The sequence below is a fragment of the Ligilactobacillus sp. UO.C109 genome (assembly GCF_026847815.1).
Lineage (GTDB): Bacteria > Bacillota > Bacilli > Lactobacillales > Lactobacillaceae > Ligilactobacillus > Ligilactobacillus salivarius.
Genome location: NZ_JAPSFH010000006.1, coordinates 223046 through 243064, shown reverse-complemented (window position 1 = coordinate 243064; position 20019 = coordinate 223046). Strand labels below are relative to the sequence as shown.

The following is a 20019-nucleotide window of genomic DNA, read 5'->3' as shown; positions in this document are numbered from 1 at the left end:
AATGGCGAATGGATTTAAGTTTACACCTGCTCAACAGAAAGCAATTGAAGATACAGGGAAAAACATTTTAGTAGCTGCTTCAGCTGGATCTGGTAAAACAAGAGTCTTGGTTGAACGTGTTATTAATAAGATCAAACAAGGAGTAAGCATTGATGAGTTATTAGTGGTAACTTTTACGGAAGCTGCAGCTAAGGAAATGAAAGAAAGAATTCAAATTGCTTTGCGTAAGGAATTATCAACGGCTGACTCTGAAGAAGAAAAGCGTAGATATCTAACTCAGTTATCAAAATTAAATGTAGCTAATATCTCAACATTACACGCATTTTGCTTGCAGATAATTAAGCAATATTATTATGTAATCAACTTAGATCCAATGTTTAGAATGCTAACAGAAGATACTGAAGTTGCTTTACTACAGGAAAATGTATGGGATGATTTGCGTGAAAAATGGTATAGCAAAAAAAGTCCAGAATTTGAAAATTTAGTAATCAATTTTTCTAGCGACCGTAACGATGATGGTCTAAGTGAATTAGTGATGAAAACTTATCAATTCGCTAATGCCAATCCTAATCCAGAAGAATGGCTAAATAATTTAGTAAATGAATATGAGTTAGGTGATCAACCTTTGATGGAAAGTAATTTCTATCAAAATAAGATAAAGCCTAATATTTTAGATCAAATTCAATTAGCTAAAGACAATTTAAAACAAGGAATGGATGAAGCTAATAAGATAGGGTTAGAAAAACTCTATCAAACATTTGAACAAGATTGCGTAACAATTGATGAGTTACAAGATTTTGTAGTTGGATGTAAGGAATGGAATAATTTAAAGACAACTTTACAAAATTTCAAGTTTAAACGTGCTAAATCTGATAGAGGTCTAGATGATGATCAGAAAAAGCAAAAAGAAAGAATTAACAAGACTTTACGTGATGGCAGTAAAAAGATTATAGAAGATCTAAGTGTTAAATATTTTGCTTTACCTGAAGATGAGATCAAAGAGCTAACCCAAAAATCCAAACAAATTGTTGAAACTTTAAGTGAAGTTGTAAAGGAATTTGGATCAGAATTCAGTAAAGAAAAACGTAGAAGACATGTACTTGATTTTAGTGACTTGGAACATTTGACACTACAAATCCTAAACACTGATACTCCTGATGGTAGACGAGTTAAGGAAAGATTGAAAAACAAGTTCAAAGAAATCATGGTTGATGAGTACCAAGATACTAACCAACTCCAAGAAACGATTTTAACAACGATTGCCCACAAGAATCCTGGCAATATGTTCATGGTAGGTGATGTAAAGCAATCTATCTATGGTTTCCGTTTGGCAGATCCGGGATTATTTTTGAAGAAGTATCAAAGCTTTGCAACTGATGATAACAATGACGAGCGAATCATTCTTGCAGAAAACTTCCGTTCAATGGAAAATGTAACAGCATTTACTAACTTGATATTCTCTCAATTGATGGATGAAAAAGTGGGAGAAATGGCATATGACGAGGATGCTCGCCTTGTTTATGGGGCGAAATATTATCTCGAAGAAACACCTGTAAAAGCTGAAGTTTTGGTATATGAAAGTGAAGATTCTAGTCAAGAAAGCGATGACGAACCTGTAAATGAGGACTTTTCAATTGATAATAAAGCTCAAGGCCAAATTGTCATGACTGCCAAGAGAATTAAAGAATTAGTTGAAAATGGAGAAAAAATCTACGATAAGAAACAAGGGACTATTAGGCCAATTGAATATCGAGATATTGCAATTTTAGCTCCAACTCGTAAGAATAACTTAATTTTGACAGAAGAATTTAAGCGTCTAGGAGTACCAATTTTTGTTCCTGATGCACAAAATTATTTCCAAACAACTGAATTAAAAATAATGATATCATTCTTACAAATAATTGATAATCCTTACCAAGATATTCCTTTAGTGGCAGTGTTGCGTTCGCCGATTATGGGATTAAAAGAAAACGAACTAGCTTATCTTAGAATTAATGATAAAACTGGTGATTATTTCCAAGCAGTAGAGAGTTTCTACGATAATTTTGAAGTTGAGAAAGCTTCAGCATTTGCTCAAGGTTTGTATGAAAAGATTGCAATTTTCTTGAAGCAATTAACTGAATTTAGAAATATGGCTCAACAAAATGAGTTAGCAAGTTTAATTTGGAAAATATATGAAGAAACTGGTTTCCTTGATTATGTTGGAGGGATGCCAGGTGGTTTGCAACGTCAAGCTAACTTACATGCTTTATACGAAAGAGCTGCAGAATATGAAGAAATGAGCTTTAAAGGTTTATTTCAATTTGTGCGTTTCATTAACAAGATGCAGACTAAAAACAAAGATTTATCAGAAGCTACAACGCAAGTTTCTGATGATGCAGTTACAGTTATGACTATTCATGGTAGTAAGGGATTGGAATTTCCAGTTGTTTTCTTATTGGATGCTACTCACAAATTTAATGTGGGAGATTTGAATAAACCATATTTGTTGAATGCAGATGATGGGATAGGAATTTCTTATCTTGATCCCGATACTCGAGTAAAGACAGACACTTTGATGAAAGTAATTGCTGGTGAACAAGCGTTGAAAAAATTAGCAGCTGAACAAATGAGATTACTATACGTAGCTTTAACACGAGCAGAACAGCAATTATTTATCGTTGGTTCATATAAAGATAAAAATGAAGCTTTGAGTAAGTGGGAGAAAGCTACGCAAAGTGAGTCCTTAGTTTTGAATGCAGGTATTAGAGCATCAGTTAGAAACTTCATGGACTGGATTGGTATGTGTCTAACAAGAAGTGAGATCTTTAAAGAAGTTGATGATACAGTAGATGCAAAGGAACCGGCATATATAGGTGAATTACCAGTAAAATTTGCGGTTAAGTTCTATAGTAATCAAGATCTACGTGAAGAAAATATTACTTTAGACGAGAATGGTGAATCATGGTTAAAACAACAGCTTAAGAAGATAGAAGGACAAGAGCCTTTAGAAATTAATGATAAGCAATATAGAATTATTGATAAAATTCTACAAAGTAAGTATCCTAATGAATCATTAACTAAAACGACTGCTTACCAAGCTGTGTCGGATTTAAAACGAGCTTTTGATGATCCGGATAATAATATGATGCAAAGTTTGGAGATTGATTGGCAAGATCAAGCACCACAAGGAATTAATAGATATGTACAAGGCGAGTTGAAATTACCTAAGTTTATGACGACAAAAGTGAAAGTATCACCTGCACAAGTAGGGACGGCTACACACTTGCTATTGCAAAAATTACCACTTGATGATGAAGTAACACTTGAAGAATTGATGCAGTTATTATCGCAGTTGGTAGAAGATAAATTGATCACACCAGAAGTGGCTAAAGAAATTAATCTAGATCAAATTAAGAATTTCTATGCCAGTGATTTAGGTAGAACAGTTCTAGAGAATAAAGATAAAGTAAAACGAGAATTACCATTTGCGATGATCATACCTGCTGGAAGATTATTTAGTAATGTAGATAATGATGTAGAACAGCCAATTTTAGTTCATGGTATTATTGACGGATTAATTGAGTTAGATGATGAAGTTATTATCTTTGATTATAAGACTGACCACCATACTTCCGAAGATAAGTTGATTGAAAATTACCGTGGACAATTAAACTTATATGCAATGGCGGTTGAAAGCATGTTGAATAAGAAAGTTTCACAAAAAATCATATATTCTTTAGATCTAGGAAAAAGCATTGTTCTCTAAAGTTGTGGTAAAATGGAACTACTATTCTAGTAGTAAAGGATGAGTGAAATGTCTAAAATATGGAAAGTCCTGCAATGGGTAATAGTGGTTGTCTTGATGGTTGTAGGGTTAGCTTTAATTTTTAACGAGCAAATTAAAAGCTATGTGGTTAACCACATGAGTCAAACTGCTATTAGTAAGCCGGTTGATACTAAGACAAAACATAAAGGAAATTTTGACTTTGAAAGTGTTAAAGCCGTTGATATTAAAGGAGTTAGTAAGGCTACTCAAGATGATACAGCTGCAATTGGAAAAATTGCGATTCCAAGTATCGGTTTAAAGCTTCCTATTTTCTATGGATTAGATAATAATAATTTAATGCGTGGAGCTGGTACAATGAAGGCTGACGAAAAAATGGGAGCTGAAAATAACTATGCAATTGCCGGACACCATATGGAAGATCCTAATATCTTATTTGGACCTTTGAGTAAGGCTAAAATTGGCAAAAAAATATACTTAACTGATGAGAAGAAAGTTTATGTATATAAGATAACCAAGAAAGCAGTTGTAGACGAAACTCAGGTTAAATGGATTGATGATGTTCCTGGTGAAAGCTTGGTAACATTGGTAACCTGTGCTTCAGGTACAGAAGGAGAAGTCAATCGAATTATCATCCAAGGATCATTGGTAAGTACTGGGACAGCAAGTAAGAGTAATTTGAAGTATTTTAACAATTAATAATAATGCAATCTACTAGAAATTTTCTGGTAGATTGTTTGTTTTTGCAATTAATTTGCTTGCTAAAGATGAAATAAAGCACTATTCTAGTATATAGGAATAAAAAAATCGGGGGAAATTCAGGAGAAGCTGAATGAAAGGAAAAATGGGAATATTTAAACAAAGTAAAATACAAATTATATCTTTGATATCGTTGGTAGCAATGATATTACTATTAATATTAGGTGGAAATATTGCAAAAGCTGATGATGTTAGCAGTTCTAGCAGTAGCTCTACAAGTGAGACATCATCAAGTGTAGTTGTTAAGAGTCAAGATTCTTCAAATGTTTCACGTGAAACAAGTAGTTCTGCTACTAGTTCCAACAGTTCCAGTAGCGTATTGTCTAGCGTATCGTCAACTAGTGGAAGTTCTAGTTCAGTTCAGGGAAATGCTACTTCAAAAGCAAATACGCAAGTCTATGTAGTAGCAACAGTTGATAATTCTAAGGCTAATAATACAGATAAAGATACTGATCAACAAGCAGATGCTAGTTCAGTTGAAGTGGTAGTAGCTGATAACGAAAGTCAACCTAGTGAGTATGCTAGTGTAAAAGTTAGCAATAAGAATGTAAAGAAACATTCTGAATTATCAATGCCTAAGATAGAATCCACTAATAACTTTCCTAAAACAGGAGATAACGCTAAAGAATGGTTTCCAGTCTGGGGTGCAGTTGTGCTAGCAGTTGGAAGTATCCTAGCAAGTATTTTATATGCACAAGAGAAAGAAGGTAAATAATATGGCTAAGAAAGTAGCGGTATTAATTGCAGATGGTTGTGAAGAGATAGAAGCACTAACTCCTGTCGATGTTTTACGTCGTGCCGGAATTCAATGTGATATGGTAGGATTAGACAGTTTAGACGTGATGGGTGCTCATCAAATTGCATTAAAATGCGATAAAGTTTTAGATGATTCATTATTAGATTATGATTTAGTAACTTTACCTGGAGGAATGGGTGGAGCAACTAGATTAAGAGATAGTGAAAAGTTACAAGCTTTAATGGTTAAGCGTACTGAGCAAGGTAAGTGGAATGCTGCAATGTGTGCTGCACCAATGGCACTAGCTAAGTATGGATTACTTAAAGGTCATGATTATACTATGTTCCCTGGTATGCATCAAGAACATGGTGATGCAGAAGGTAGATTCCATGAAGATATGGTAGTGGTCGATGAAGCAGCTCGTTTAGTAACTAGCCGTGGACCAGCAACAGCTATGCCATACTCATTTAAGTTAGCAGAAGTTTTAGGAGTCGATACAAGTGAACTTCGTGAAGCAATGCTTTATAATTTCTTATTAGATCAAAAATAATTAAAATCAAAAATCATCATTATTCAACTGATTTAGTTAAATAATGATGATTTTTTTTATTTAGTCATGAAATTATAAATTTCTTCAAGCGAATCAGAGAATAGAAGTTTATTTCTATCTTCAGTTGTTAAGAAACCTTCTGTAACCATGTGATCGAAGAAATCAGCTAATTTGTCATAATAGCCATTGACATTATAAAAAGCACAAGGGTTAGGATTTTGGCCAACTCTTGCCCAAGAGAAAGCTTCACTGATTTCTTCTAATGTTCCTGGACCTCCAGGTAAGGCTAAACAAGCATCAGCTAAAGAAAGCATCTTAGCTTTTCTTTCATCCATATCATCAGTAATGTAAAATTCATCTAGATGTGGAGCGGCAATCTCTTTATCTACTAAAAATTGAGGCATAATGCCAATAGTATAAGTACCATTTTTAATAGCTCTTTCGGCCAATACATTCATTAACCCAACTCCGCCACCACCATAAACAAGGTCTAAATGGTGTTGAGCCAACCAATCAGCAATATTGATTGCGGCTTGAGTATAAATAGGATTTTTACCAGGATTAGCTCCACAATATACAGCAACTCTCTTCATGTACAAATCAACCTCTCTTTGCTAATTTCATAAGATGATTATACCATTTTAAAAATAAGTTGATTATTTATTAAGAAATTTATAAGTGTAATTTTTACTGATAAAAAAATGATATAGTATAACTGTAAAATATTTTAAGAAAGAAGGTTAAAGAAAGTAAAAAATTTAAATTTTGGTTTTGTGTATTATAAGCGTGAATAATTTCCTAACTATTTTTGTTTTGCAAGATTTAAGACATAAATTAGGAAAGGAAAACTTATGAAAGAACCATATCAGATAAAGAAAGAAGAATTATCTAACGTTTATAAAAATAATAATTTCAAGCAAGGATTAACTTCAAAAGAAGCATTAAAGAGATTAAATGCAGATGGACCTAATACTTTAGAAGTGAAGCAGACTCCCAAATGGAAATTATTTTTACGACAATTCAATAATGTAGTTATATATATTCTATTGTTGTCGGCACTGTTGACACTTTTTATCAAACACTATACAGATGCAATCGTGATTATTGCGGTAGTGGTTATTAATTCCTTGATAGGATATTTCCAAGAAACTAGTGCTGCTAATGCTTTAGCTAAAATTAAGAATTTAATGGCTCAAAAAGCAACAGTTTATCGCGATGGAATACGTAAAGATATTGCAGCAGCTGATTTAGTCAAAGGGGATATCGTGTTTTTAGAAGCTGGAGATAATGTTCCAGCAGACTTGAGAATTGTAGAAGCAGATAATTTAAGGATAGAAGAGTCAGCTTTAACTGGTGAAACTAATTCTGTAACTAAAAGTGACACTACTTTAAGTGAAGAAAATATTCCATTAGCTGAACGTACTAATATGGCATATGCTTCAACTGCTGTAACAACAGGTAGTGGTCTGGGTGTTGTTGTAGCAACAGCTAATGATACTGAAATTGGTAAAATCTCTCGTGAAGTTTCACAAATAAAGTCAACTAAAACCCCATTAATTAAGGAAATTGATGGTGTTGGTAAAGTTGTATCATATATTTCAATTATCGCATCGATCATCATCTTTGTAATAGGGTTCATGTTGAAGATATATGCCTTGCCAGCACTAGCTTTAGCAGTTGTAGCGATGTTAGTAGGTGCTATTCCAGAAGGGTTACCAGCAACTACTTCTGTGATTCTGGCTTTTGGTGTAAGTAAAATGGCTCGTGAACATAAGACTATTATTAAATCGATGCCAGCAGTTGAAACTCTAGGTTCAGTAGACATTATCGCCACAGATAAAACTGGTACTTTAACTAAAAATGAAATGACAGTTACCGATGTATGGGTAGGAAATCAGAAATATCAAGTAACAGGTAGTGGGTATGAGCCTTTAGGTAAACTTCTACAGGACAAGAAAGAAGTAACTATGACTGATAAGATTGAACAGTTTATTGAAGCTGGCTATCAAGCAAATGATACAATCTTATCTGAACATGATGGTAAGTGGCAGATAAATGGTGAAGCGACTGACGGAGCTTTCTTAACTTTATACCATAAATTAAAAGGTAAGAATGCCAAGAGTCCATACCATGAAGTAGATTTATTACCATTTGATTCAGACTATCGTTATATTGCGAAATTGGTAGAAAACGATGCTGGTCAACAAATGATATTTGTAAAAGGATCACCAGATAAATTATTGGAAATGGCGCAAATAGCTGATAATAATTTTGAGACAAAACTATGGATAGATCGAGCAGCAACTTGGTCTAAAGCAGGTAAACGAGTGATTGCTGTGGGTTACCAAGAAGTGAAAGGTAAGAAATTATCAGAAGTAACCCATCAAGATTTGTACCAAGGAATCACATGGCTAGGAATGGCAGCTTTACAAGATCCACCAAGAGAAGAAGTAGTGGTAGCTCTTCAAAAGATGAATCAAGCTGGTGTTGCAGTTAAGATGATAACTGGTGACCATCCTGAGACAGCTCGAGCGATTGGAAAGCAATTAGGTTTAACTAAAGGTAAGATTAAAGCAATAACTGGGCAACAATGGGATGCTTTAACTAAGGAAGAAAAGCAGAAGGCAGCACTTGAAAATCAAGTTTTTGCTAGAACTACTCCTCAAAATAAGCTAGAAATTATTACGGCTTTACAAGAACAGAAGAAAGTAACCGCAATGACAGGTGATGGTGTAAATGACGCACCTGCCTTGAAAAAAGCAGATATTGGAATTGCGATGGGGATAAAAGGTACTGATGTGGCTAAAGATGCTGCTGATATGATTTTGGCAGATGACAACTTCGCAACAATGGCAACTGTCATCAAAGAAGGACGTAGGATTTACGACAATATCAAGAAAAGTATTCTCTTCCTATTGCCAACATCTTTTGCTGAAGGTTTAGTAGTGGCTTTCTCAATCCTGACAGGACAACAAGTACCGCTACAACCTGCACAATTACTGTGGATCAACTTGATTTCAGCAATTACAATTCAATTTGCTTTTGTTTTTGAAGAAGCAGAAAGTGATTTGATGGATAGAAAACCACGTTCATTGTCACAAAAATTAATGAATATGAGTGACATTAGACAAATGGGATTTGTTGCAGTTTTAATGGCAGGATTTGCCTTAATTGCTTATGAGTGGTTCATCAGTATGGGAGTCAGTGAGATCAGTGCTTCTACAATGATGGTTAACATGATTGTCATAAGTAAGATTTTTTACTTCTTTAGCATTCGAACAGATGATTTTGCACTAGGTAAAGCTATCTTAGAAAATAAGCATGCTTGGTGGATAATTGGATTAATGATCTTATTCCAATTATTCCTAACATACACACCATTTATGCAAGTAGCATTTAAAGTGACGGCGATGTCACTATTAGAATGGGTAGTAGTAATTCTATTTTCTATTTTGATTTTGCTCATAGTGGAAGGTAAGAAACGATTAACTAAATAATACAAAAAGCAGTTTCTTGAGTAGATTAGGACTAAAAAATCCTAAAATCTCAAGCAAACTGCTTTTTAGCTATATAGCAAAACTTGTAATAATCTTTCAGCGTCGCTCCAATGTTGAGCTTCTTTAATGGCAACATGTAGTTGAGAAACATTATCAGTAACAATGCCATTGACACCTAAACTCAAAGCTTTATTAATGGCCAATCTGGAATTAGGGGTCCAAGCATAGACTAATTTATGTTTCTGACGATTAATTGCCACAAAATCTGGTGATAAAGTTGAATAACGCATGCCATATGCATGGATATTTTCTTCGGGAATAGTTAAGTTATATGGCATTAGATAATTTAAATTTCCCTTCGGAATATCATTTTGTAAAATCATCAAAGTTTGAAAATCTAAAGTGTGGAGTTGATGATGATTTTCAATGATATTAGCGTAGTATCTCTTAGCAAAAATATTAGCGAAATTAGTAGCGTTGTTAGGAGTAGTTTTTAATTCAATTAACAACTTTTGATGATGCTGATTTGCATATTTGAGATATGTGTCAAAATCAGTTAATTTAGTCTGGTGATTATTAGCTGTGACATTAAGATTTTTAAGTTCAGCTAGAGTTAAATCTTCCGGATGAGCTTTAATGCCAGCTAGTTTTTTCAAATTGTTATCGTGCAAGACAATGAATTTATTATCTTTAGTCATATGAACATCCATTTCGATGTAATCAGGATGATACTTAATCGTCTTTTTTAGTGATTCAAGTGTATTAGGTACACCATTTTTCTGATTAACACCTCTATGAGCAATTGTCACAGGATTAATAGGGTGATTGAATAAAACCTTTCCTGTTGCAAAGCTCAAAGTGAAGGTGATAGCTATTAGTAAAAATTCTAATAAGAATATTCTTCGCCGATTAGTAATCTGAACTTCTGTATAAGCCAGAGTTATACTTATGCCCAAACTAACGATGCCCCAAAGACTAAATAAAGCATAATTAATAGCTAGTAAATTATATGTTGGTAAAATCCAATCGGCTATAACTTGAAGTAACAATATTACTAGATATCCACTCCAAGTAATAAGGAAAACTTTGATAAGAGCTAGCCAGAATTTTTTCCAGAAATTCTTAGTACTTGTGGTTTGCCAACTTATTTTTAAAGAGGAAAGAATACCTTCATTTTCCAAAACCATGAGTGGTAGGACAAGATAAAATCTAATTAAAAAATACAGCAAACATATATAAAGTAACTGTCCTCCAACTAAAGAAAAAGGATTTCTAGATACAAATTCAGTCACCATAGAAGTTAAGGTTAGATTGCTTAGCCAAGGTGTTTTAAATAAAAAGTGTAAAAATGGCAAAAATTCTAGTAAATAAACTCCAGTAATAATTCCACCTAGCAGACGATATCTACCAAGAACTTCTAATGACTTTTGAAAAAGAGTATCCCAATTAAAACTCTCTGTAAGCAACATTTTAAAGCCAATGATGGCAATAGTAGCTAGCCAAAAAGTTAATAGTAAGAAAACAATAAACTCTATTACTAATCCAGTAGCTACAAATGGATGTTTAATAATAATATTAGTTATGTTGGTAAAAGAAATTAATGGAACAGCAGCTCGTTCTAAAAGAAAAGTCGAGAAGATTCTGAATAGAAACAAGCCTATCCAAGCAATTAAATTAATTAATAAACATAGCGTAAAAATGCCATGTTTAAAGTTTTTAAATGAATGAAAGATAACTACCACAACCTTTAGACATTTTCTTAAATTATAGCATTTATATATAGAAATGAGATTGAAAAAGTTGTACTATATTGATAATAATAAAATTAAATAATGATTAGGAAGGATAGATTTCTATGAGAAAAATGGCAGTAATTGGTTTAGGACATGTAGGAGCAACAGTTGCTTATACTTTAGTTTCTCAAGGAATTGCTGATGAGCTTGTATTAATTGATACAAATGAGAAAAAAGTAGTTGCTGAAAAACTAGATTTTGAGGATGCAATGCCTCGTCTACCTTATCATGTAGAAATAAAGACACAAGATTATGCTGAATTAAAGGATGTTGATGTAATTATCACAGCCTTTGGTGACATTGATGCAAGTGTTAGAACTGGAAATCGTTTTGCAGAGTTCGAAATTAACACTAAGAATGCAGTAGAAGTAGGTAAGAAGATTAAGGAATCTGGTTTTAGTGGTGTTATTATTGATATTTCTAATCCTTGTGACGCAGTTACTTCTATCCTTCAAGAAACAACAGGATTACCACGTAACCAAGTGTTAGGTACAGGTACATTCTTAGATACAGCAAGAATGCAACATGTAGTTGGCGATGCTTTAGGACAAGATGGACGCAATGTAGAAGGTTTTGTCTTAGGTGAACACGGTAATTCTCAATTTGTAGCATGGTCAACAGTTAGAGTTAATAACAAGCCAATCACTGAATTCTTTACAGAAGAAGAATTAGAAGAATTAGGTAAGAAACCAGCAGAAGGTGGCTTTAAGGTAGCTAACGGAAAAGGATACACATCTTACGCAATTGCAACATGTGGTGTTAAATTAGCACAGGCAGTACTATCAAATGCTCATTTCTTTGGACCTGTATCAACATATGTTGAAGAAGTTGGAACATACGTTGGATATCCGGCAATAGTTGGTGCTAAGGGTGTAGAAAAGGTAGTACCTTTAGTGCTTACTGATGAAGAAAAAGCAAAATTAGAACAATCTGCTAACTATATTAAAGAACATTTAGATAGCTTAAAATAAGAAAGAATGGTAGAGAATTATCGTGAAGATAGTTTTCTACTATTTTTTTGCAAGCATTTGCGATAACGGTTGTAATTTTAGAACAAATAAATTAAACTTAACTTGATATGTGAAACATGTCAGCGATGCTGTGTTTCACAAAATTTTACAAGGAGTAATTTAATGACACCAGAAGAATTCCGTCAAAGTTTAGCAGAACAAGGATTGAATCTAACAGATGAACAAATGCAACAGTTTGAGCTGTATTATGAATTTTTAGTTGAAACCAACAAAAATTTAAATTTAACAGCAATCACTGAAAAAAATGAAGTGTATCTAAAGCATTTCTATGATTCTTTATTATTAGCTTTGACAGTAAAGGATTTACAAACAGAAGAGTTGAGTTTATGCGATGTCGGAGCAGGAGCAGGTTTCCCATCTTTGCCAGTCAAAATAGCATTTCCACAATTGAAGATTACAATAGTTGATTCATTAAATAAGAGAATTAAATTTTTACAAGAATTAACTCAAAAACTAAATTTACAAGATGTTCATTTTCATCATGCACGTGCTGAAGAATTTGGTGGTAAACGAAGTGTTCACCGTGAACGTTATGATCTTGTAACAGCTAGAGCAGTGGCTAGAATGTCTGTACTATCAGAATTATGCTTACCATTAGCTAAAGTTGGTGGAAGATTTATAGCTTTGAAAGCACAAAAATCAGATGAAGAGTTGAAGAATGCTCAAAAAGCAATCGAAGTTTTAGGTGGAAAAGTAATAGCAGATTACGCTACAGAATTACCACAAGTTCATGATGAACGTCATATTATTGTTGTTGCAAAAGAGAAAGAAACCCCTAAAAAGTACCCTAGAAAAGCAGGAACACCAGCGAAATCTCCGATTGAATAAAGATTAGTCGCGAAAAGGGAGTGATTCGGGATGGCATTTTCATTTTTTAAGTCTAAAAAAGAAGAGAAAGTAGAAGACGATACACAAGAAAAGGTTCAAGAATTACCAATTGAACAAGTAGAAGTTAATGAAGATCAGCCAAGACAAGTTTTTTCTGAAGAAAGTATCGCTGAATTAGCTGAAACTATCCAATCTCATGGCTTGTTACAACCAATTATTGTTAGGCCAATTGGTGACAATAAGTATCAGATTATTGCGGGGGAAAGACGTTATCGCGCGATTAAAAAGTTAAATTGGCAAAAGATTCCAGCAATTGTGAAGAAAATGGACGAAAAAGAAGCTGCTTCAATGGCAGTTATTGAAAATCTACAACGTGAAGGGTTAACTGCAATCGAAGAAGCTGAATCCTATCGAAAATTGATGGATTTAAATCAACTTACACAGTTAGAATTGGCACGAGCAATTGGAAAGAGCCAAGCTTTTGTAGCTAATAAATTAAGGTTATTAAAGTTATCTCCATTAGTACAAAGAGCCATTTTACAAAGAAAGATCAGTGAACGACATGGTAGAAGTATTGTTTCTTTACCAGAAAAGAAGCAAGTAGAAATCCTAAAAAAGATTGTAGATAAGAAATTATCTGTCAAAGAAACTGAAAAGATTGTAGCTCAGTTGAAGACTCCACCTGTTAAAAAAGAGAAAAAGAAGACTAATCGCAAAGGAACAGCATTAGATTGGCGCTTAGCCGAAAATACAATCAAAGAGTCAATTAAACTGGCAAGTGAAAATGGAATCGAATTAAAAACTAGTGAAGAAGATCATGGTGAATTTCACCGGATCATTATCGATATTCCAGTTAAATCAAAGAAGAAATAAGGAGGCACCAGAGTTTAATGGGAACAGTTATTGCAATTGCCAACCAAAAAGGTGGCGTTGGTAAAACAACCACAAGTGTTAACTTGGGTGCTTGTTTAGCTAGAGCAGGACAAAAAGTATTGTTAATTGATACTGATGCCCAGGGGAACGCAACAAGTGGTATTGGTGTAAGAAAACACAATATTGAAAATGATGTATATGATGTGATTGTTAGTGAATTACCGATTAGAGAAGCAATCATGCCTACTTATATCGATAATTTGGATGTTGTGCCGGCAACAATCCAGTTAGCCGGAGCAGAAATAGAGCTAACAGCACAAATGGCTCGTGAAAAGAAATTGTATGATGCAGTTCAAGATGTTAAAGAAGAGTATGACTTTATTTTAATTGATTGCCCACCTTCTTTAGGACTATTAACAATCAATGCTTTTACAGCCAGTGATTCAATTTTAATTCCAGTTCAAAGTGAATATTACGCTTTGGAAGGATTGAGCCAATTGATGAATACTATTCAACTTGTTCAAAAACACTTCAATCCTGATTTACAAATTGAAGGTGTATTAATGACAATGTTGGATGCAAGAACTAATCTAGGTAATCAAGTTGTTGAAGAAGTAAAGAAATTCTTCAAAGAAAAGGTATATAAAACAGTTATTCCAAGAAATGTTAGATTATCTGAAGCACCTAGTCATGGAATGTCAATTATTGATTATGATCCTAGATCACGAGGTGCGGAAGAATATGAAGCATTAGCCAAGGAGGTGTTGAAGGCTCATGGCAAGTAGATCTAAAGGACTAGGACGAGGAATCGATGCTTTATTCCAAGAATCTAAAGAAGAACAACAACCAGATGAACAAGTGGTAGAACTTGAAATTAGTGAGATTAGACCTAATCCCTATCAACCACGTAAGACTTTTAATGAAGAGGCATTAGAAGAATTAGCAAAATCGATCAAGAAATCTGGAGTCTTCCAACCAATTATTGTGCGTAAATCTTCAGTTAAAGGATATGAAATCATTGCTGGTGAACGTCGCTATCGTGCATCTAAGTTAGCTAAAAAGACAGAGATTCCAGCAATAATTCGTGAATTTAACGAAGAACAAATGATGGAAGTGGCAGTGTTAGAAAATCTTCAACGAGAAGACTTAACACCATTAGAAGAAGCAGAAGCCTATAACACTTTGATGGAAAAATTGAATTTAACTCAAACTCAAGTGTCAGAGCGACTAGGAAAATCTCGTCCATATATTGCTAATTATTTGAGATTATTAGGTTTACCAAGTAAAGTAAAACTAATGCTACAAGATGGAAGCTTATCTATGGGACAAGCTCGTACTTTATTAGCAGTTAAAGATGAAGAAAAATTAATGGAATTAGCTGAAAAAACTGTTAAGGAAGGCTTAACTGTTAGACAATTAGAACAGTTAGTAGCACAAATTAATGGTAAAAAGCCAAAGAAAGCTAAGAAACAAACTAATCCATATGAACCTTACATTAAGCAAACAGAAAACTTACTTCAAGAAAAATTTGGAACTAAAGTTGCCGTTAAAGCTAATGCTAAGAGTGGTAAGGGAAAGATTGAAATTGATTATTTAAGTATTGATGACTTCAATCGAATTATGGATATTTTAAAAATTAAGTTAGACTAGTGAGAGGATGAGGGCGATGTACGATTTACATGATATTGTTGAAATGAAAAAGAAACATCCATGTGGGGTAAACAGCTGGGAAATTGTGCGAATGGGTGCAGATATTAAAATTAAGTGTACTGGTTGTGGTCGTCTGATTATGATGACTAGACGAGACTTTGAAAAACGTATGAAAAAAGTTCTAGAAAAAGCAGAACAAGAAAATAATTAGAAAGAGTGATTTAAGAAATGGCATTAACAGCAGGTATTGTTGGCTTACCTAACGTTGGTAAATCAACATTGTTTAACGCAATTACAAAAGCAGGAGCAGAAATGGCAAACTATCCATTTGCTACAATCGATCCTAACGTAGGGATGGTTGAAGTACCAGATAGTCGTTTAGCAAGAATTGACGAAATTATTCCTGCTAAGAAGATTGTACATACAACTTTTGAATTTACTGATATTGCGGGAATCGTAAAAGGTGCTAGCAAGGGTGAAGGTTTAGGAAACAAGTTCTTGGAAAATATCCGTCAAGTAGATGCGATTGTTCATGTGGTACGTGCTTTTGACGATGATAATATTACACACGTGGCAAACAAAGTTGATCCTTTGGAAGATATTGATACTATCAATATGGAATTAACTTTAGCTGACTTGGAATCTGTAAATAAACGTTATGCTAGAGTAGAAAAAGTTGCTCGTACTAAGGATAAAGATGCTGTGGCTGAATTTGCAGTTTTACAAAAAATTAAGCCAGTTCTTGAAGAAGGTAAGCCAGTTCGTAGTATTGAATTCAACGATGAAGAAAAGAAGATTGTTAAGGGCTTATTCTTATTGACTTCTAAGCCAGTATTATATGTGGCAAACATTGCCGAAGAAGATATGGCAGATCCAGAACAAAGCGAATACTACCAACAAGTTAAGAAGTTCGCAGAAGATGAAGGTTCTCAAGCATTAGCTGTATCTGCAAGAACTGAAGAAGAAATTGCTGAACTTCCTGATGATGAAAAGCAAGAATTCTTAGAAGCTGAAGGTGTAGAAGAATCAGGTTTAGACCGTTTAATTCGTGCTTCTTACAAGTTATTGGGTCTAGCAACATTCTTCACTGCTGGTGGTAAAGAAACACGTGCATGGACATTTAAGCGTGGTATGAAAGCACCTCAAGTGGCAGGGGTTATTCACTCTGACTTTGAACGTGGATTTATTCGTGCAGAAACTGTTTCTTTCGATGATTTAGATAAGTACGGCAGTATGCAAGCTGTTAAAGAAGCTGGTAGATTACGTCTTGAAGGTAAAGAATACGAAGTTCAAGACGGAGATATTATCGAATTTAGATTTAACGTCTAATAGCGTAAGAAGGGAAGATTTTTAAGTAAATGGCTGAAGAAAAAACAGTTCGTGAAAAGAATCAAGAAGCTGCCAAGAAACAAGCTGAAGCAGTTTCTCAACAAAAGAACAAACAAATCATGGAATTCAATGAAAAATTTGAAGGTTTAACAAAGCGTAATCAAGACTATATGTTCCATTTAAACAAGGCGTTAGCTGAAAAGAATTATGCAGAACGTGAAAAAGTTGTTAGTGAAATGTACAATGAATTGATGGAAAAACAAAAGCAAGGCGTTGTAGCTAACAAGTTATACGGAACAGTTAATGAAAAGGTTGAAGCAATTCTTGCTGGACCTAAGAAAGAACCTAAGATGCCTACTTTATGGGAATTATCACTTGATAATGGATTAATGATGTTAGCTTTATTCTGCATCATGTACGCTTTCTTGGGTATGTTCTCTAAGAGCAACCAAAATGCAGCAAATGGTGGAATAATCACATTGATCGTTACATCTATTGTTGCTGGTGTTGGTTTAGGTTATTTCTACCGTGCAATGATGCCAGGTCAAAGCAAACGTCGTGGTTGGTTAAACATTATCTTTATGATCGCAATCTTAATGGTAGTATGGGTAGCAGCATTCGGTATTGTTGCAATTATCCCACCAACAATTAACGTTGTTCTTCCACCATTAGCTTATGCAGTACTTGCTGTTGTTGCTTATGGTGTTCGTTGGTACTTAAAGAAGAAGTTGAACTTCATTAGTCCAGCAGACTTCAGAAGAAACAACCAAAATTAATACGAATTATAGTAAGTCCTCATACGAATGTGTGGGGATTTTTTGTATAATAAAAACGAAATATAGAAGTCACAATAAATAAAGAGACATGCTAATTGGCACGTCTCTTATTTTGATTATTTACTTTTACTATGCGAACGAATAAATATGTAAAGCCAAGAAATTGCTGCTAGTAGAAGCGAAAAATGGCTTAAAGTAGTTGGAAATCTTGGTCTGATAAGTACTCCAGTATAGGTAATTGTTGTAAACTGGGCACATGTCCATGAAATAAAAATACTCGCTCCCAAGAAAAGCAAAGGTATTTTATATTTTTTCATACGTACAGTTTAACACTAATTTTCAGTTTAAACATTAAGAATTGTAAAAACTCTGTTAATAGTTTACTTTAAAAATAGTTTCTGACAAGGTATCATAGATATTGAGAAGTCCTTTAAGGGAAAACGGGAGTGTTTTTTATGAAGAAAAGTATCAAAATATTCATGGCTACACTGGTGGCATTAACTTTAGCTGCTTGTGGCAATGAAAATAATAAAAAATCAAGTTCATCTGAGATGAAAACGACACAAAAGTCAAATGTGTCTAAAGAATCCAAAAAGACAGAACAAAGTAGTGAAAGTTCTTCATCTTCAAGCTCATCAAGTTCTGAAAGTTCTAGTAGTGAAGTTAGTTCTTCAAGTCAATCTGGTCCACAACAAGCCAAAGTTACAGGGGATAATAATACCCAAAGAATGGCACAGATTGCTGGAGCATTGAAGTACTTTTTAGGAAAGGATGCCTTAGTTCCAACTAAAGCAGGGATTAGTAGTGGTGTGGTAAATGCCTACTATACTGGCGATGGTAATAATTTTACGGTTTACTATATCAAAGATACAGAAGGAAAGAATTTCAATGATCCTAGTTTAAAAGATAAAGTATCATATATAACATTTTCCAAGAAAACTTATGGTTCTGAAGAAGAAGCTGAACAAGCTGTAAATTACATTTCAGGCGAGTCAGAAATGGGTCTACCTAAGGTTCCATTAAGTGGAAATGTAAATGCTACATTGAATTCTGGTGCTGGACAAAGATATCTACACTGGAATTCTGGTAAATGGTCGGTAACAATTCATGGTACAGCCGGTAAAGATCCTGTTCCTACTGGTCGCAAGGTAGTTGCTTTATTAAATAATGCTTACTTACCAGCTCCTGATTCTAGAGGTGCAGCAAGCTTTACAGCCGGTTCTGGTTCTGGTAATCAAAAGATTGAATGGAACAATGGTAAGGCAGTATATACTATAAAGGGTTCTAACATTAATTCTCTAATTGAACTAGCAGGATCAATTCAAAAATAATGATTAATTTAACAGCATTTATAGTTAGTAAATAGCTATAAATGCTGTTTTTGTATATTTTTTTAAAATTTTTAAATCGTAATTTGAAAATAAAAAATCCCTAAATAATAGTAAATTAGAATTTCTAAATCGTAATAAGCCGAAATGCTGCTATTTCAAGCAGTTGACAAGTTAATTTTATTTTATTAGGATATAAAAAGTAATGATTACTATATAAGAAAGAGTGATTTTTTTGAAAAAAATACTAAGTTTAAGTTTAGGAATAATTGCATTATGCTTATTCTTCCTACCTAGTAATGTTAGAGCAGATAAAATAAAAGTTGTAACAACGACAGATTTTTATGGACAAGTTGCAGAAGAAGTTTTGGGCAATAAAGGGAAAGTAACTTCAATTATTAATAACCCTAGTGTAGATCCACATGATTATGAGCCAACTACACAAACAGCTAAGCAAGTTTCAAATGCAAATATTGTTATTTATAATGGATTAGGATATGATTCATGGATAACAAAACTTAGTAATGGCAAAAAGAAGATAGATGTTGCGACAGACGTAATGCATGCTAAGGATGGGGATAACGAGCATTTATGGTATAACTCAAAGACAATGGGTAAGCTTGCAGATTATTTAGTTAAGGAATATGCGAAGCTAGATCCTAAAAATGAAACTTACTATAAAAAGAATGCAGCCAAATATAAACAAAAATTAACTAAATTACAAACTTTAATTGCAAAGATTAAGAAAAATAGTGATAATAAAAAAGTTGCAGTAAGTGAACCTGTTTTTGACTATGCTTTAAAAGATATGGGGTATAAGATTTCTAACAGCCATTTTGCTAAAGCAACAGAAGATGGTAGCGATCCTTCCTATAGTGATATTAAGAAATTACAAAATGATATTAAACACAAAAAGATAGCATTTTTTGTAGAAAATACTCAATCTGATAGTAAAGTAATTTCAAGTATTGTTAGTCTATGTCAAAAGTATGATGTTCCAGTTATAAAAGTGACTGAAACAACACCTAAGGGAAAGGATTACTTACAGTGGATGAGTTCAGAATATGAACAAGTTCTAAAAATTCAAGAAGACGGGAAGTAAT

The 20019-nt window shown here is 33.7% G+C and carries 17 protein-coding genes; 15 read left to right on the top strand and 2 right to left on the bottom strand.

The features are described 5' to 3' along the window. The first annotated feature begins 1 nt into the window (after window position 1). The 4 genes from addA to OZJ21_RS02610 all read left to right on the top strand — a co-directional run bounded on the left by addA (window position 2) and on the right by OZJ21_RS02610 (window position 5811). Entirely contained in the window at window positions 2–3748 is a 3747-nt protein-coding gene (addA, locus tag OZJ21_RS02625; RefSeq protein ID WP_268857401.1) for a helicase-exonuclease AddAB subunit AddA, read from the top strand. A gap of 48 nt (window positions 3749–3796) precedes the next feature. Then, the gene (locus OZJ21_RS02620) at window positions 3797–4465 is read left to right on the top strand and encodes a class A sortase (protein ID WP_080563874.1); all 669 of its coding nucleotides are present in this window, start codon (window positions 3797–3799) and stop codon (window positions 4463–4465) included. Between the two features lie 133 nt (window positions 4466–4598). Beyond that, window positions 4599–5240 (top strand): glucosyltransferase-S, encoded by a 642-nt coding sequence (locus OZJ21_RS02615; RefSeq protein WP_069468912.1) that lies wholly within the window; start codon window positions 4599–4601, stop codon window positions 5238–5240. Window position 5241: 1 nt separating this feature from the next. Further along, window positions 5242–5811 carry a DJ-1 family glyoxalase III gene (locus OZJ21_RS02610; protein ID WP_201897072.1) on the top strand — a complete coding sequence of 190 codons (570 nt, stop codon included), beginning with the start codon at window positions 5242–5244 and terminating at the stop codon, window positions 5809–5811. A 56-nt stretch (window positions 5812–5867) separates the two neighbouring features. Here OZJ21_RS02610 and OZJ21_RS02605 read toward each other — a convergent pair whose 3' ends face one another. After that, complete coding sequence (locus tag OZJ21_RS02605) at window positions 5868–6404, bottom strand: TIGR00730 family Rossman fold protein (protein ID WP_201897090.1); 537 nt, start codon at window positions 6402–6404, stop codon at window positions 5868–5870. A 258-nt stretch (window positions 6405–6662) separates the two neighbouring features. Here OZJ21_RS02605 and OZJ21_RS02600 point away from each other — a divergent pair, with 258 nt between their 5' ends. Further along, complete coding sequence (locus tag OZJ21_RS02600) at window positions 6663–9308, top strand: cation-transporting P-type ATPase (protein WP_201897071.1); 2646 nt, start codon at window positions 6663–6665, stop codon at window positions 9306–9308. A gap of 65 nt (window positions 9309–9373) precedes the next feature. Here OZJ21_RS02600 and OZJ21_RS02595 read toward each other — a convergent pair whose 3' ends face one another. Further along, window positions 9374–11050, bottom strand: coding sequence for a glycerophosphodiester phosphodiesterase (locus tag OZJ21_RS02595; protein WP_268857400.1), 1677 nt, complete (start codon window positions 11048–11050; stop codon window positions 9374–9376). Window positions 11051–11163: 113 nt separating this feature from the next. On the opposite strand from OZJ21_RS02595, the gene OZJ21_RS02590 reads away from it, so the two are divergent. The 10 genes from OZJ21_RS02590 to OZJ21_RS02545 all read left to right on the top strand — a co-directional run bounded on the left by OZJ21_RS02590 (window position 11164) and on the right by OZJ21_RS02545 (window position 20018). Continuing rightward, a complete protein-coding gene (locus tag OZJ21_RS02590; protein ID WP_003701076.1) occupies window positions 11164–12072 on the top strand; it encodes an L-lactate dehydrogenase in 909 nt (302 codons plus the stop codon). Window positions 12073–12234: 162 nt separating this feature from the next. Continuing rightward, window positions 12235–12960 (top strand): 16S rRNA (guanine(527)-N(7))-methyltransferase RsmG, encoded by a 726-nt coding sequence (gene rsmG, locus OZJ21_RS02585; protein ID WP_003705502.1) that lies wholly within the window; start codon window positions 12235–12237, stop codon window positions 12958–12960. Between the two features lie 30 nt (window positions 12961–12990). Further along, on the top strand, window positions 12991–13833 hold the full coding sequence (gene noc, locus OZJ21_RS02580) for a nucleoid occlusion protein (RefSeq protein WP_034982451.1): 843 nt from the start codon (window positions 12991–12993) through the stop codon (window positions 13831–13833). A 17-nt stretch (window positions 13834–13850) separates the two neighbouring features. Next, on the top strand, window positions 13851–14618 hold the full coding sequence (locus OZJ21_RS02575; RefSeq protein WP_003701079.1) for a ParA family protein: 768 nt from the start codon (window positions 13851–13853) through the stop codon (window positions 14616–14618). Beyond that, window positions 14608–15483 carry a ParB/RepB/Spo0J family partition protein gene (locus OZJ21_RS02570; RefSeq protein ID WP_268857399.1) on the top strand — a complete coding sequence of 292 codons (876 nt, stop codon included), beginning with the start codon at window positions 14608–14610 and terminating at the stop codon, window positions 15481–15483. The genes OZJ21_RS02575 and OZJ21_RS02570 overlap by 11 nt, the downstream gene beginning before the upstream one ends. Before the next feature lie 16 nt (window positions 15484–15499). Next, window positions 15500–15694, top strand: coding sequence for a DUF951 domain-containing protein (locus OZJ21_RS02565; protein WP_047035972.1), 195 nt, complete (start codon window positions 15500–15502; stop codon window positions 15692–15694). 17 nt (window positions 15695–15711) lie between these two features. Next, window positions 15712–16812, top strand: a complete 1101-nt coding sequence (gene ychF, locus OZJ21_RS02560) for a redox-regulated ATPase YchF (RefSeq protein WP_003701082.1) — start codon at window positions 15712–15714, stop codon at window positions 16810–16812. A 29-nt stretch (window positions 16813–16841) separates the two neighbouring features. Further along, the gene (locus tag OZJ21_RS02555) at window positions 16842–17588 is read left to right on the top strand and encodes a DUF1129 domain-containing protein (protein WP_081512797.1); all 747 of its coding nucleotides are present in this window, start codon (window positions 16842–16844) and stop codon (window positions 17586–17588) included. A 455-nt stretch (window positions 17589–18043) separates the two neighbouring features. Next, on the top strand, window positions 18044–18919 hold the full coding sequence (locus tag OZJ21_RS02550; RefSeq protein WP_268857398.1) for a hypothetical protein: 876 nt from the start codon (window positions 18044–18046) through the stop codon (window positions 18917–18919). A 232-nt stretch (window positions 18920–19151) separates the two neighbouring features. Continuing rightward, window positions 19152–20018 carry a metal ABC transporter solute-binding protein gene (locus OZJ21_RS02545; protein WP_034997657.1) on the top strand — a complete coding sequence of 289 codons (867 nt, stop codon included), beginning with the start codon at window positions 19152–19154 and terminating at the stop codon, window positions 20016–20018. The last annotated feature ends 1 nt before the right edge of the window (window position 20019 follow it).

Coding starts and splice junctions, on each gene's coding strand:
- ychF (WP_003701082.1), top strand. CDS start 15,712: ATGGCATTAACAGCAGGTATTGTTGGCTTACCTAACGTTGGTAAATCA.
- OZJ21_RS02550 (WP_268857398.1), top strand. CDS start 18,044: ATGAAGAAAAGTATCAAAATATTCATGGCTACACTGGTGGCATTAACT.
- OZJ21_RS02565 (WP_047035972.1), top strand. CDS start 15,500: ATGTACGATTTACATGATATTGTTGAAATGAAAAAGAAACATCCATGT.
- rsmG (WP_003705502.1), top strand. CDS start 12,235: ATGACACCAGAAGAATTCCGTCAAAGTTTAGCAGAACAAGGATTGAAT.
- addA (WP_268857401.1), top strand. CDS start 2: ATGGCGAATGGATTTAAGTTTACACCTGCTCAACAGAAAGCAATTGAA.
- OZJ21_RS02605 (WP_201897090.1), bottom strand. CDS start 6,404: ATGAAGAGAGTTGCTGTATATTGTGGAGCTAATCCTGGTAAAAATCCT.
- OZJ21_RS02615 (WP_069468912.1), top strand. CDS start 4,599: ATGAAAGGAAAAATGGGAATATTTAAACAAAGTAAAATACAAATTATA.
- noc (WP_034982451.1), top strand. CDS start 12,991: ATGGCATTTTCATTTTTTAAGTCTAAAAAAGAAGAGAAAGTAGAAGAC.
- OZJ21_RS02600 (WP_201897071.1), top strand. CDS start 6,663: ATGAAAGAACCATATCAGATAAAGAAAGAAGAATTATCTAACGTTTAT.
- OZJ21_RS02575 (WP_003701079.1), top strand. CDS start 13,851: ATGGGAACAGTTATTGCAATTGCCAACCAAAAAGGTGGCGTTGGTAAA.
- OZJ21_RS02610 (WP_201897072.1), top strand. CDS start 5,242: ATGGCTAAGAAAGTAGCGGTATTAATTGCAGATGGTTGTGAAGAGATA.
- OZJ21_RS02620 (WP_080563874.1), top strand. CDS start 3,797: ATGTCTAAAATATGGAAAGTCCTGCAATGGGTAATAGTGGTTGTCTTG.
- OZJ21_RS02555 (WP_081512797.1), top strand. CDS start 16,842: ATGGCTGAAGAAAAAACAGTTCGTGAAAAGAATCAAGAAGCTGCCAAG.
- OZJ21_RS02590 (WP_003701076.1), top strand. CDS start 11,164: ATGAGAAAAATGGCAGTAATTGGTTTAGGACATGTAGGAGCAACAGTT.
- OZJ21_RS02570 (WP_268857399.1), top strand. CDS start 14,608: ATGGCAAGTAGATCTAAAGGACTAGGACGAGGAATCGATGCTTTATTC.